This window comes from Serratia sp. EWG9, assembly GCF_019913725.1.
GTDB classification, from domain to species: domain Bacteria; phylum Pseudomonadota; class Gammaproteobacteria; order Enterobacterales; family Enterobacteriaceae; genus Serratia; species Serratia ureilytica.
On sequence record NZ_JADNRO010000003.1, the window covers coordinates 67,713 to 80,895 of the forward strand.

Consider the following 13,183-nt stretch of genomic DNA (forward strand, 5'->3'; position numbering starts at 1 on the left):
ATGTCACATACACATGCACTCCATCTCGTGAAAAAACGAGATGCGATATCCCTTTGGGTTTTGCTTGGCTGGCTGGCGTTCGCCCTGCTGCCGAGCTGGAGCCTGGATTACGGCCTGCTGGAGTCCACCGGCGAAGAGATCCTCGCGGCCTACGGCTGGTCACACCGCAATATCAGCTGGTTTTGGTGCCTGCTGCCGAGCCTGCTGCTGCTGCGCCCTTACGCTGCGGCGGGCCGTGAGCAGCGGCGCCGCCACGCGTTCGATGCCGGCTGGGCGCTGCTGTGCATGGCCTTTATCGTTGTCAGCGCCACGGTGGCGGGACGCGGTTTAGGCTACGCCACCCTGGTGCAGTTGACCGCGCTGGGCGCCATCATGACGCTGGCGCTGACCCGCCTCGACTGGCTGGGCGGCGACCGTTTCGTTATCGGCGCGCTGGTCACCATCGTGGCGCTGATCGGCGTCTTCATCGTCTGGCCGAGCATCGCGATTTTCATTCCAATGTTCACCGACCAGACGGGCGCGTTCGCGCCGCTGGCCTTTATGAACGTGCTGACGCAGGCGCATATCATTCAGGTGATCCTCAACTCCATCGCCCTGTCGATCGCGGTGGGCGCCGGCTGCACCTTTTTCGGCCTGGTGCTGGCGATTTACACTACCCGCATCGCCAGGCGCAGCGCCATTATCGGCCGCATCTTCTCCATCTTGCCCATCGTCACGCCGCCGTTCGTCGTCGGCCTGGGCGTCACGCTGATGATGGGGCGCTCCGGCTACGTCACCGAGTGGATGGTGGCCTGGTTCGGTTTGACCAACACCAACTGGCTGTACGGCTTTACCGGCATCTGGCTGGCGCAGGTGCTGGCGTTCACCCCGATGGCGTTCATGATCCTCGACGGCGCGATCAAGACCATTCATCCTTCGCTGGAAGAAGCCTCCTACACCCTGCGCGCCAGCCGCTGGCAAACCTTTAACGGCGTGTTCGTGCCGCTGCTGAAACCGGCGCTGGCCAACGCGTTTTTGATCGTGGTGGTGCAATCGCTGGCTGATTTCAGCAACCCGCTGGTGCTCGGCGGCAACTTCGACGTGCTGGCGACGCAAATCTATTTTTACATCACCGGTTCGCAGCTCGATTATCAGGCCGCCAGCACCCTCGGCGCCTTCCTGCTGCTGTTCTCACTGCTGGTGTTCTGCATCCAGTATATGTGGATCGGCAAACGTTCCTACGTCACCGTGTCCGGCAAATCGTATCGCGGCGACGTGCAGCCGCTGCCGGTCACGCTGGTGTGGGGCGTGATCGCGCTGCTGGCGGTGTGGGTAGCCTTTAACGCCCTGCTTTACGGCAGCATTTTCTACGGCAGCTTCACCGTCAACTGGGGAGTGGATTACACGCTGACGCTGGATAACTTCATCAAACTGTTCGGCCAGGGCATGAGCGACGGCGCGTGGCCTTCGCTGCTCGACACGCTGCTGTACGCCGGGATCGCCGCGCCGATCACCGCCGCGTTCGGCCTGCTGATCGCCTGGATCGTGGTGCGCCAACAGTTCAAGGGCAAAAAGACCATCGAGTTCACCACCATGCTGTGCTTTGCGGTGCCGGGTACCGTGGCCGGCGTCTCTTACATTCTCGCCTTTAACGGCGCGCCGGTGTACCTCACCGGGACGGCCGCCATCGTGATTATTTCGATGGTGATGCGCAACGTGCCGGTGGGCATTCGCGCCGGGATCGCCGGGCTGGGCCAGATAGACAAATCGCTGGACGAAGCCTCGCTCAGCCTGCGCGCCGGCTCGCTGCGCACCATCACGCACATCCTGCTGCCGCTGCTGCGCCCGGCGATCCTGTCGGCGCTGATCTACAGCTTCGTGCGCGCCATCACCACCGTCAGCGCCATCGTCTTCCTGGTCACCCCCGATACCCGCGTGGCCACCGCCTACATCCTCAATCGCGTGGAAGACGGCGAATACGGCGTGGCGATCGCCTACGGTTCAATTCTGATCGTGGTGATGCTGGCGATTATTTTCCTCTTTGACTGGCTGATCGGCGAGGCACGCATCTCCCGTTCAAAAGCCAAAAACCAGGCGTAATGGAGCCCATGATGAGCCAGAAAAATTTCGTTGAACTGCGTAACGTCTCCAAACGGTTCGGCAGCAACACGGTAATCGATAACATCACGCTCACCATCCCACGGGGGCAAATGGTGACGCTGCTCGGCCCTTCCGGCTGCGGCAAGACCACCATTTTGCGCCTGGTCGCCGGGCTGGAAAAACCGAGCGACGGGCAGATATTCATTGATGGTGAAGACGTCACCCATCGTTCCATCCAGCAGCGTGACATCTGCATGGTATTCCAGTCTTATGCCCTGTTCCCGCACATGTCGCTGGGGGAGAACGTCGGCTATGGCCTGAAGATGCTCGGCATTCCGCGCGCCGAAGTGAAAGCGCGCGTGCAGGAAGCGCTGGCGATGGTGGACTTGGCGGGGTTCGACGATCGCTATGTCGATCAGATCTCCGGCGGCCAACAGCAGCGCGTGGCGCTGGCGCGCGCGCTGATCCTCAAGCCGAAAGTGCTGCTGTTCGACGAGCCGTTGAGCAACCTCGACGCCAACCTGCGCCGCAGCATGCGCGAAAAGATCCGCGAGCTGCAAAAGCAGTTTGATATCACGTCGCTGTACGTCACCCACGATCAGAGCGAGGCTTTTGCAGTCTCCGACACCGTACTGGTGATGAACAAGGGGCATATCATGCAGATGGGCTCACCGCAGGATCTCTATCGGCAGCCCGCCTCGCGCTTTATGGCGAGCTTTATGGGGGACGCCAACCTGTTCCCGGCCAGCTTCAGCGCCGATCATGTCGATATCAGCGGCTATCGCCTGCCGCGCCCGGCGCATTTTGCCGCCCAGGGCGCCGGCACGGTGGGCGTGCGGCCGGAAGCGATCACGCTGAGCGAGCATGGCGATGAAAGCCAACGCTGCGAGATCCAGCATGTCGCCTACATGGGGCCGCAGTATGAGGTGACGGTGGCGTGGCACGGGCAACAGATCTTGCTGCAGGTTAACGCCACCCGCCTGCAACCGAACGTCGGCGAGCAGTATTATCTGGAAATTCACCCCTACGGCATGTTTATGCTGGCGGACGCGGCATAGTCGGCCTCACGCTTAAGGGGTAGAATAACGGCCATCCCGAACGGGATGGCCGAAAATAATCGCCAAAAACACCGTATTTATCTATTTTTACAATTCCACCCAAGTCCTTGTTCAGCCGAACAATAAATATAGCCACACCCACTCAAAAATAACCACCCAGACCACTCAGGGTGATATTTTTATTTAAATAGGGTAAGCTTGATCCCGCAGTCGAAATTATTTAACGGCCAACTCAAGGAGAAATTCATGAGCAACAATGCAAATGCACAGGCGCAGCTGGATAATTTACGCAATGTCGCTTCCCAGCTGAAGGAAATGCGCCACTACGCGCAGTCGAATATCGAGACGCTCTCCGCACACTGGCTGGCCTTCGATCAGGGGGAATGCAAAAATAAGGCATTCGCCGAAGCCATTAACGACCTATTGAATAAACAAGGCGCCTGTCTGGAAGGGCTGGAAAAAACCATTCAGGATATCGAGATAGAATTAAACCGTCTTGATAAAGCCGCCTGATAATGCCGATTTAAATAAACCCGCCACGCGCGGGTTTATTTTCAGCTGCGGCAGATGACGCGCGCAATATCCCCGGACGTCGTCAGCGCGCGGATTTCGCTGAACAGTTCAGTTGCTTCATCATATTCTTTACGCAAATAACCCAGCCACTGTTTAATGCGCGCCACGTGATATAGGCCGGTGTCGCCCTGCTTTTCCAGATGGACGTATTTTTGCAGCAGCTCAACCACCTGCGGCCAGGGCATGCGCGGTTCGTTATATTTCACCACCCGGCTCAGGTTCGGCACGTTGAGCGCGCCGCGCCCCAGCATGATGGCGTCGCAGCCGGTCGTCTGCAGGCAATCCTGCGCGCTCTGGTAATCCCAGATCTCGCCGTTGGCGACAACCGGGATGCTCAGCCGCTGACGGATCTCGCCGATCGCCGCCCAGTTGATGCGATCCGCCTTGTAGCCGTCCTCTTTGGTGCGGCCGTGCACCGTCAGTTCGCTGGCGCCCGCCTGCTGCACCGCATCGGCGATTTCAAAGCTGCGATTGGAAGAGTCCCAGCCCAGGCGCACCTTCACCGTGACCGGCAGATGGGCCGGCACCGCCGCGCGCATCGCTTTGGCGCCCTGGTAGATCAATTCCGGATCTTTGAGCAGCGTCGCCCCGCCGCCGCTGCCGTTCACCAGCTTGGACGGGCAGCCGCAGTTGAGATCGACGCCGTAAGAGCCCAATTCCACCGCGCGCGCGGCGTTCTCCGCCAGCCACTGCGGGTACTGCCCCAGCAGCTGTACCCGCACCAGCGTGCCCGACGGCGTGCGGCTGGCGTGACGCAGCTCCGGGCACAGCCGGTAGAACGACTTGGCCGGCAGCAGCTGATCGACCACGCGCAAAAATTCGGTGATGCACAGATCGTAGTCGTTCACTTCGGTGAGTAACTCACGCACCAAAGAGTCGAGAACGCCCTCCATCGGAGCCAATAATACGCGCATGACCAATCCCAGCTAAAAAAAGACCCGCAATGATACGGGTGAATGCCCGCGCCAGACAAGCCTCTGCGGGCATTAAAAACGCCATCAGCCCAGCCGACGGATCGGTTGACCGGCGAGAAACGCCGCAATGTCCTCGACCGCCTCGGTGAAGTAGGCGCGGTAGTTGTCGTCCGCCACGTAACCCACATGCGGCGTCGCCAGCACGTTGGGCAGTTGACGAAACACATCGTCGGCCGGCAGCGGCTCCGTCTCGAACACGTCCAGCCCGGCGCCGGCAATCTTCCGCTGTTGCAGCACGTCCACCAGCGCCGCCCGATCGACGATCCCCGCGCGCGAGGTGTTGATCAGGTAAGCGGTGGGTTTCATCGCCGTCAATTCGTCCCGCCCTACCAGCCCGCGGCTGCGATCGCTCAGCACCAGGTGAATGGAGACAAAATCGCTCTGCTCGAACAGCGCCCGTTTGGACGGCGCCAGCAGGGCGCCCTCCTGCGCTGCCCGTTCCGCCGTCAGGTTCTGGCTCCAGGCCAACACCCGCATGCCGAACGCCTGTGCCACCCTAGCCATTTGGCCGCCGATCTTGCCCAGCCCCAGCAGCCCCAGCGTCTTCCCCTGCAGCGTGACGCCCAAGCCCAGCTGCCACGGGCCGTTGTTCCGCAGCCCGGCGCTTTCCGGCACGATATGCTTGGCCAGCCCGAGCAGCAGCGCCCAGGTCAACTCCATCGGCGCCGCCGACCCGCTGCGGGTGCCGCACACCACCACGCCGCGCTCGGCGGCGGCGGCCAAATCGATAGCGGCATTGCGCATGCCGGAGGTGATCAGCAGCTTCAGCTGCGGCAACCGCGCCAGCAGCGAGGCGGTTATCGGCGTGCGCTCGCGCATGATGACCAGAATGTCGCATTCCTGCAGATGCACCGCCAGCTCCGCCTCATCGGTAAAGTGCGCGCTGATGGCGGACACCTCCACCCGATCGGCCAGCGCTGACCAATCCGCCATGTTGAGCGCCACCTGCTGGTAATCATCAAGAATTGCGCACTTCAATTTCATCTCCGTCTCCTGGAATGTAGGGATAGCCACCGTCCAGCCTAGTACGAAAATGCCGTTCCGCCAGGCAAAAAAAAGCCGCCCATACAGGCGGCTTGCTTTTGCGCAATCGGGCTTATTCGGCCGGTTTGCGGTTGCGCGGGCGACGCGAGGCCGGCGCGCCGGAACGGCGCTGGCCGTCACCCTGCGGGCGAGCGTTGCCGTTACCGTTGCCACGGTTTTCACGCTGGCCGCCGTTGGCGTTACCGCTGCGCTGACCGCCGCCGTTACCGGAACGCTGGCCACCGCCGTTGCCGCGCGGCGCGCCGCGTCCGCCACCCTGGCGGCCGTTGATGATCGGCTCGGCCTTGATGGTCGGATCCGGCTCGTAGCCCGGCAGAGCAATGCGCGGAATTTCACGCTTCAGCAGACGCTCGATGTCGCGCAGCAGCTTGTGTTCATCCACGCACACCAGCGAGATGGCTTCGCCGGTACGCTCCGCGCGGCCGGTGCGGCCGATGCGGTGCACGTAGTCTTCCGGCACGTTAGGCAGCTCGTAGTTCACCACGTGCGGCAACTGGTCGATATCCAGACCGCGCGCCGCAATGTCGGTCGCCACCAGCACGCGGATGCGGCCGTCTTTAAAATCGGCCAGCGCACGGGTACGGGCGCCCTGGCTCTTGTTGCCGTGGATCGCCGCGGCGGTGATGCCGTCTTTGTTCAGCTGTTCCGCCAGGTGGTTGGCGCCATGCTTGGTGCGGGTAAAGACCAGCACCTGTTTCCAGTCGCCTTCGCCGATCATCTGCGACAGCAGTTCCCGCTTACGCTTCTTGTCGACGAAGTGCACGCTCTGCTCGATCTGCTCGGACGCGGTATTGCGGCGAGCCACTTCCACCGAGGCCGGGTTATGCAGCAGTTTGTTGGCCAGCGCCTTGATGTCGTCGGAGAAGGTGGCGGAGAACAGCAGGTTCTGGCGCTTGGCCGGCAGCTTGGCCAGCACGCGGCGGATGTCGTGGATAAAGCCCATGTCCAACATGCGGTCCGCTTCGTCCAGCACCAGAATTTCGATTTTGGATAGGTCAACCGCGTTCTGATGTTCCAGATCCAGCAGACGACCCGGCGTCGCCACCAGGATATCGACGCCGCCGCGCAGCTTCATCATCTGCGGGTTGATGCTCACGCCGCCAAACACCACCAGCGAACGCAGGCGCAGGTGTTTGCTGTAGGCATCGACGTTTTCGCCGATCTGCGCCGCCAGCTCACGGGTTGGCGTCAGGATCAGCGCGCGCACCGGGCGACGGCCTTTGACCGGATGGTCATGCTTGCTCAGCAGCTGCAACAGCGGCAGGGTAAAACCGGCGGTTTTACCGGTGCCGGTCTGGGCGCTGGCCATCAGGTCACGACCTTCCAGCACGACAGGGATAGCCTGACGCTGAATTGGCGTCGGTTCGCGATAGCCCTGTTCTTCAACAGCGCGCACAATTTCAGCACTTAAGCCGAGGGTTTCAAATGACATAAAGAGAAAAACTCCAGATCCCCCCTAACCTAACAGTGTTCGGTGCAGTTTCCTGGGAGGATGATCAGACGGGGCATTAAGCATGACCACGAGGGATTGGCACAAACTGCAGTGCACCAGGCGGCGATTGTAACAGAAGTCGCGCAATAAAAAGCACTTTTACGTGCAGAGAGCACAATCTGCCGTAAATTCAGCATTATCTGAAGTCGGTCACATAACTCATTGTGGTTAGCGGTTGCGTTTTAAACAATCTGGCATAAAGTTAATCATATGATTGATTAACTTTGAGCGTGACCTATGCCAGCTTCCGTCCCTCATCAGGCCGCCGGCCGGGCGCGCGGCGAGCAAACGCGTCGGCAACTGCTCGCCGCGGCGACCGACCTGTTCGGTGAATACGGCCTGCAGGGCGCCACCACCCGCGATATCGCCCAGCGCGCCGGCCAGAATATCGCCGCCATCACCTACTACTTCAGCTCCAAAGAGGGGCTGTATCTGGCCGTGGCGCAGTCGCTCGCCGATTTCATCCAGCAGGCGTTCGCCCCGCTGGCCGAAGAGGTCGATCGCTTTGGGCAGCAGCCTGCCGCACAGCGATCGCCCGACGCGGCGCTGCGTTTGCTGCAGCGTGGCCTGCTGGCCTTCAGCGAGCTGATGACCCAGCCGCACACGCTGAATCTGAGCAAAATCATGTCGCGCGAACAGCTTGCCCCAACCGACGCCTACCCGCTGATCCACCGCCAGGTGATCGCGCCGATGCACGAACGGCTGTGCCGCCTGCTGTCGGCCGCCACCGGCATCGACGAACGCGCTGCCCGCCTCGTGTTGCATACCCATGCGCTGATCGGCGAGGTGCTGTCGTTCCGCGTAGCGCGGGAGACCATCCGCCGTCAGGCCGGCTGGCAAGAGATTGGTGAGGGCGAAGCGGCGCAAATCGCGGCGGTGCTGAGCGAGCATATCGAGATTTTAGTTATTGGGCTGCGCCAACGTCACGGCGCGTAAATTCAGGCAGGGAGTGTTATGAACAAAAAACGCAGTGCCTTGATCGTGTTGTTGATTCTGCTGATCGCGGCCGTCGCTTACGGGGTATGGCATTACCAACAGCAGCAGGAGCGGCCGCTGACGCTGTACGGCAACGTCGATATCCGCACGGTCAACCTCGGCTTTCGCGTCGACGGCCGCCTGGCGTCGCTGACGGTGGATGAAGGCGATACCGTTCAGCCGGGCCAGCTGCTCGGCAAACTGGACGATGCTCCCTACCGCAACGCGCTGCAACAGGCCGAAGCCAACGTCGGCAGCGCGCGCGCCAAACTGTCGCTGCTGCAGGCTGGCTATCGCAGCGAAGAGATAGCCCAGGTGCAGTCAGAAATGGCGCAGCGCCAGTCCGCTTTCGCCTACGCCGACAGTTTCCTGAAGCGCCAGCAAGGGCTGTGGGCGAAAAACGCCACCTCCGCCGACGCGCTGGAAGATGCGCGCACCGCCCGCAACCAGGCGCAGGCCAACCTGCAAGCGGCGAAAGACAAACTGTCGCAATACCGCAGCGGCAACCGCCCGCAAGAGATTGAACAGGCCAAGGCCGAGGTGGCGCAAAGCGAAGCGGCGTTGGCGCAGGCGCAATTGAACCTGCAAGACGCCACGCTGCTCTCCCCTTCCGCCGGCACGGTGCTGACCCGTGCGGTAGAGCCGGGCACCATGCTCGGCGCCGGCGGCACGGTGTTCACCCTGTCGTTGACCCGGCCGGTGTGGGTGCGCGCCTACGTCAACGAAACCAGCCTGAACCAGGCGGTGCCCGGCACCGAGCTGGAGATCTACACCGACGGCCGCCCCGGCAAGCCTTACCACGGCAAGATCGGTTTCGTCTCGCCGACCGCGGAATTCACGCCGAAAAGCGTTGAAACGCCGGATCTGCGCACCGATCTGGTGTATCGCCTGCGGGTGATCGTCACCGACGCCGACGATGCGCTGCGTCAGGGCATGCCGGTCACCCTGCGCTTCGCCAAACCCTGAGGCCGGCCATGGAACAGGCGCACACCATCGAGTTGGAAGGGCTGGAAAAGCGCTTCCCGTCGCTTGAGAAACCGGCGGTCGCCAGCCTGACCACCACCCTGCGCAGCGGCGCGGTCATCGGGCTGGTCGGCCCGGACGGCGCCGGCAAAACCACCCTGCTGCGCATGCTGGCCGGGCTGCTGAAGCCAAGCAGCGGCAAACTGCGGGTCGCCGGGCTGGATCCGATCGGCCAGGATCGCCAACTGCATGCGATCCTCGGCTACATGCCGCAGAAGTTCGGGCTGTATGAGGATCTGACGGTGATGGAGAACCTGACGCTGTACGCCGATCTGCGCGGCGTCACCGGCGATCTTCGCCGCCAGACCTTCGAACGGCTGCTGAAATTCACCGATCTGACCCGCTTCACCGGGCGTCTGGCGGGCAAGCTGTCCGGCGGCATGAAGCAAAAACTGGGACTGGCCTGCACGCTGGTGGGCGAACCCCAGGTGCTGCTGCTGGACGAACCGGGCGTCGGCGTCGATCCGATCTCGCGCCGCGAGCTGTGGCGCATGGTGCACGAGCTGGCCAATGACGGCATGTTGATCCTGTGGAGCACCTCTTATCTCGACGAGGCCGAGCAGTGTCGCGAAGTGCTGCTGCTCAACGAGGGCGAGCTGCTGTTCAGCGGCGCGCCGCAGGATCTGACCCAGCGCATGGCCGGACGCACGGTATTGATCGCCGCGCCGCCCGGCAGCCATCGATCGTTGCTGCAGCGGGCGATCTGCCTGCCGGCGGTCACCGACGGCGTGATCCAGGGCAAGTACCTGCGCCTGATCCTGAAAGAAGGCGAAGATCATCGGCAGCTGCTGCAGACGCTGGATCTGCCGGACGCCGAACTGGACGAAGCGGATCCGCGCTTCGAGGATGCGTTTATCGATCTGCTCGGCGGCGGCCCCAACCATCGCTCGGCGCTGGCGGAGATCATGCCGACCGTTGACGGAGAAAGCGGTGAAACGGTGATCGAAGCGGTGCAACTGACCAAGAAATTCGGCGATTTCGCCGCCACCGATCACGTCGATTTTCAGGTGCGGCGCGGCGAAATCTTCGGCCTGCTCGGCCCGAACGGCGCCGGCAAGTCCACCACCTTCAAAATGATGTGCGGCCTGCTGGTGCCATCCGGCGGCAAGGCGCTGGTGCTGGGGATGGATCTGAAGACCAGTTCCGGCAAGGCGCGCCAACGCCTCGGCTACATGGCGCAAAAATTCTCGCTGTACGGCAACCTGACGGTGGCGCAGAACCTGAAGTTCTTCTCCGGCGTCTACGGCCTGAGCGGCAAGGCGCAGCGCGACAAAATCGACGAGATGTCCCGCGCCTTCAACTTCGCGCCGATCCTCGATCAGACGCCGGATGCCCTGCCGCTCGGCTTCAAGCAACGCCTGGCGCTGGCCTGCGCGCTGATGCACGAACCGGATATTCTGTTCCTCGACGAACCGACCTCCGGTGTCGATCCGCTGACGCGGCGCGAGTTCTGGCTGCACATCAACGGCATGGTCGACAAGGGCGTCACGGTGATGGTGACCACCCACTTTATGGACGAGGCGGAATACTGCGACCGCATCGGCCTGGTGTATCGCGGCAAGATCATCGCCGCCGGCACGCCGGACGATCTCAAACAACAGGTAGCGCGCGACGACAACCCCAACCCCTCGATGGAACAGGCGTTTATCGAACTGGTGCAGGGCTACGACGAGGAGGAACCACGGTGAGCGACAACCGAGCCCCAATCGACGACGGCGGTTTCTCCTGGCGCCGACTGCGCGCGCTGTGCCTGAAGGAGACGCGGCAAATACTGCGCGATCCCAGCAGCGGCCTGATCGCCTTCGTTATCCCGCTGATGCTGCTGTTTATCTTCGGCTACGGCATCAACCTGGACTCCAGCAAGCTGCATCTGGGCATTCTGATGGAGCAACAGAGCGAAGACGCGCGCGATCTGGCCCAGGCGTTCGCCGGTTCGCCCTATATCGAACCGACCATCAGCGACAACCGCCGGCAGTTGATCCAGCAGATGCAGGCCGGCACGATCCGCGGCCTGGTGGTGATCCCGGTGGATTTCGACCAGCGCATGGCGCGCCCGCACGACAGCGCCCCCATCCAGGTGATCACCGACGGCAGCGAGCCGAACACCGCCAACTTCGTGCAGGGCTATGCCCAGGGCGTATGGCAAGTTTGGCAGCAGCAGCGCGCCGCCGATCGGGGGAGCAACGACAAGCCGCTGATTGACGTGCAGATGCGCTACTGGTTCAACCCGGCGGCCATCAGCCGGCACTACATCATTCCCGGCGCCATCACCATCATCATGACGGTGATCGGCGCCATTCTCACCTCGCTGGTGATCGCCCGCGAATGGGAGCGCGGCACCATGGAAGCCCTGCTCTCCACCCAGGTGACGCGCAGCGAGCTGCTGCTCTCCAAGCTGATCCCGTATTACTTCCTCGGCATGATCGCCATGGCGCTGTGCATGGCGGTGGCGGTCTGGGTGCTCGGCGTGCCCTATCGCGGTTCGCTGCCGATCCTGCTGCTGATCAGCAGCCTGTTCCTCGCCAGCACCCTCGGCATGGGCCTGCTGATCTCCACCCTCACCCGCAACCAGTTCAATGCGGCGATGGTGGCGCTGAACGCCGCCTTCCTGCCGTCGATCATGCTGTCCGGCTTCATCTTCCAGATCGACAGCATGCCGGCCATCGTACGCGCGGTGACCTACATCATTCCCGCGCGTTACTTCGTCAGCACGCTGCAAACGCTGTTCCTGGCGGGCAACGTCGGCACCGTGCTGGCGATCAATCTGCTGTTCCTGATCGCTTCCGCCGTGGTGTTCATCGGCCTGACGGCCTGGAAAACCCAGCGCCGGCTGGATTGAGGAGAAAGAGTGATGTTTCACCGTCTGTTGACGCTCATCATCAAGGAAATGCAGGCGCTGCTGCGCGATCCGCAAACCCGCGCTATCCTGATCATGCCGGTGATCCTGCAGGTGCTGCTGTTCCCGTTCGCCGCGACGCTGGAAGTCACCAACGCCACCATCGCGGTCTACAGCGAGGACAGCGGCCAGGCCTCGGTGGAGCTGACCCAGCGCTTCGCCAAGGCCAAAGCCTTCTCCCATGTCCTGCTGCTGCGCAATCCGCAGGAGATAAAGACCACCATCGACAACCAGCGGGCGCTGCTGCTGATCCGCTTCCCGGCGCAGTTCTCGCGCGATATCGCCACCGGCAACACCGCGCCGCTGCAGCTGCTGCTCGACGGGCGCAACTCCAACAGCGCGCAGATCGCCGCCAACTACGTGCAGCAGATCGTGCAGGAATATCAGAACGAGCTGCTCGGCAAGCGCGCGAAACCCAACAACAGCGAACTGGTGGTGCGCAACTGGTATAACCCGAATCTGGACTACAAATGGTTCGTGGTGCCGTCGCTGATCGCCATGATCACCACCATCGGCGTGCTGATCGTCACCTCGCTGTCGGTGGCGCGCGAACGTGAACAGGGCACGCTGGAACAGCTGCTGGTCTCGCCGCTCACCACCTGGCAGATCTTTATCGGCAAGGCGGTGCCGGCGCTGATCGTCGCCAGCTTCCAGGCCAGCATCGTGCTGTTGATCGGCATCTTCCTGTATCAGATCCCGTTCGCCGGATCGCTGCTGCTGTTCTACGCCACCATGTTGATCTACGGGCTGTCGCTGGTCGGTTTCGGCCTGCTGATCTCGTCGCTGTGCGCCACTCAGCAGCAGGCGTTTATCGGCGTGTTCGTGTTCATGATGCCGGCGATCCTGCTCTCGGGGTATGTCTCGCCGGTGGAGAATATGCCGGTGTGGCTGCAGGATCTGACCTGGGTGAATCCGATACGCCACTTCACCGACATCACCAAGCAGATCTACCTGAAGGACGCCAGCTTCAGCATTATCTGGCGCAGCCTGTGGCCGCTGCTGGTGATCACCGCCACCACCGGCAGCGCCGCCTACGCGCTGTTCCGCCGCAAGATCGCATAAAAAAAGC

11 protein-coding genes are annotated in these 13,183 nt (G+C 62.2%); 8 read left to right on the forward strand and 3 right to left on the reverse strand.

Translation table 11 applies throughout. The features are described from left to right. From ITX55_RS08510 to ITX55_RS08520, 3 genes are all read left to right on the forward strand, one after another. Entirely contained in the window at window positions 1-2,079 is a 2,079-nt protein-coding gene (locus ITX55_RS08510; RefSeq protein WP_223084999.1) for an iron ABC transporter permease, read from the forward strand. A gap of 11 nt (window positions 2,080-2,090) precedes the next feature. Beyond that, window positions 2,091-3,137: a ferric ABC transporter ATP-binding protein gene (fbpC, locus tag ITX55_RS08515; RefSeq protein ID WP_033642250.1), complete on the forward strand. Its 1,047-nt coding sequence runs from the start codon at window positions 2,091-2,093 to the stop codon at window positions 3,135-3,137. Between the two features lie 246 nt (window positions 3,138-3,383). Then, window positions 3,384-3,650, forward strand: coding sequence for a hypothetical protein (locus tag ITX55_RS08520; RefSeq protein ID WP_033642249.1), 267 nt, complete (start codon window positions 3,384-3,386; stop codon window positions 3,648-3,650). Window positions 3,651-3,691: 41 nt separating this feature from the next. Here ITX55_RS08520 and dusC read toward each other — a convergent pair whose 3' ends face one another. The 3 genes from dusC to rhlE form a co-directional block, all read right to left on the reverse strand. Beyond that, window positions 3,692-4,624 carry a tRNA dihydrouridine(16) synthase DusC gene (gene dusC, locus ITX55_RS08525; protein WP_033652368.1) on the reverse strand — a complete coding sequence of 311 codons (933 nt, stop codon included), beginning with the start codon at window positions 4,622-4,624 and terminating at the stop codon, window positions 3,692-3,694. 84 nt (window positions 4,625-4,708) lie between these two features. Then, window positions 4,709-5,668: a D-2-hydroxyacid dehydrogenase family protein gene (locus tag ITX55_RS08530; protein ID WP_108680300.1), complete on the reverse strand. Its 960-nt coding sequence runs from the start codon at window positions 5,666-5,668 to the stop codon at window positions 4,709-4,711. Window positions 5,669-5,780: 112 nt separating this feature from the next. Then, window positions 5,781-7,160: an ATP-dependent RNA helicase RhlE gene (gene rhlE, locus ITX55_RS08535; protein WP_042783890.1), complete on the reverse strand. Its 1,380-nt coding sequence runs from the start codon at window positions 7,158-7,160 to the stop codon at window positions 5,781-5,783. Between the two features lie 297 nt (window positions 7,161-7,457). Here rhlE and cecR point away from each other — a divergent pair, with 297 nt between their 5' ends. Genes cecR through ITX55_RS08560 form a run of 5 tightly spaced genes read left to right on the forward strand, consistent with a single transcriptional unit; the run spans window position 7,458 to window position 13,176 of the window. Then, window positions 7,458-8,156 carry a transcriptional regulator CecR gene (gene cecR / locus ITX55_RS08540; RefSeq protein WP_033642245.1) on the forward strand — a complete coding sequence of 233 codons (699 nt, stop codon included), beginning with the start codon at window positions 7,458-7,460 and terminating at the stop codon, window positions 8,154-8,156. A gap of 18 nt (window positions 8,157-8,174) precedes the next feature. Then, window positions 8,175-9,161, forward strand: a complete 987-nt coding sequence (gene hlyD, locus ITX55_RS08545; RefSeq protein WP_033652365.1) for a secretion protein HlyD — start codon at window positions 8,175-8,177, stop codon at window positions 9,159-9,161. A gap of 8 nt (window positions 9,162-9,169) precedes the next feature. Continuing rightward, the gene (locus tag ITX55_RS08550) at window positions 9,170-10,906 is read left to right on the forward strand and encodes an ATP-binding cassette domain-containing protein (protein WP_042783888.1); all 1,737 of its coding nucleotides are present in this window, start codon (window positions 9,170-9,172) and stop codon (window positions 10,904-10,906) included. Then, window positions 10,903-12,057: an ABC transporter permease gene (locus ITX55_RS08555; RefSeq protein WP_108680297.1), complete on the forward strand. Its 1,155-nt coding sequence runs from the start codon at window positions 10,903-10,905 to the stop codon at window positions 12,055-12,057. The genes ITX55_RS08550 and ITX55_RS08555 overlap by 4 nt, the downstream gene beginning before the upstream one ends. 12 nt (window positions 12,058-12,069) lie before the next feature. Further along, window positions 12,070-13,176: an ABC transporter permease gene (locus tag ITX55_RS08560; RefSeq protein WP_047025671.1), complete on the forward strand. Its 1,107-nt coding sequence runs from the start codon at window positions 12,070-12,072 to the stop codon at window positions 13,174-13,176. Window positions 13,177-13,183 lie beyond the last annotated feature (7 nt).

Bases quoted from the DNA above. Each gene is read 5' to 3' on its own strand.
- ITX55_RS08510 (WP_223084999.1), top strand. From the start codon at position 1: ATGTCACATACACATGCACTCCATCTCGTGAAAAAACGAGATGCGATA.
- fbpC (WP_033642250.1), top strand. From the start codon at position 2,091: ATGAGCCAGAAAAATTTCGTTGAACTGCGTAACGTCTCCAAACGGTTC.
- ITX55_RS08520 (WP_033642249.1), top strand. From the start codon at position 3,384: ATGAGCAACAATGCAAATGCACAGGCGCAGCTGGATAATTTACGCAAT.
- dusC (WP_033652368.1), bottom strand. From the start codon at position 4,624: ATGCGCGTATTATTGGCTCCGATGGAGGGCGTTCTCGACTCTTTGGTG.
- ITX55_RS08530 (WP_108680300.1), bottom strand. From the start codon at position 5,668: ATGAAATTGAAGTGCGCAATTCTTGATGATTACCAGCAGGTGGCGCTC.
- rhlE (WP_042783890.1), bottom strand. From the start codon at position 7,160: ATGTCATTTGAAACCCTCGGCTTAAGTGCTGAAATTGTGCGCGCTGTT.
- cecR (WP_033642245.1), top strand. From the start codon at position 7,458: ATGCCAGCTTCCGTCCCTCATCAGGCCGCCGGCCGGGCGCGCGGCGAG.
- hlyD (WP_033652365.1), top strand. From the start codon at position 8,175: ATGAACAAAAAACGCAGTGCCTTGATCGTGTTGTTGATTCTGCTGATC.
- ITX55_RS08550 (WP_042783888.1), top strand. From the start codon at position 9,170: ATGGAACAGGCGCACACCATCGAGTTGGAAGGGCTGGAAAAGCGCTTC.
- ITX55_RS08560 (WP_047025671.1), top strand. From the start codon at position 12,070: ATGTTTCACCGTCTGTTGACGCTCATCATCAAGGAAATGCAGGCGCTG.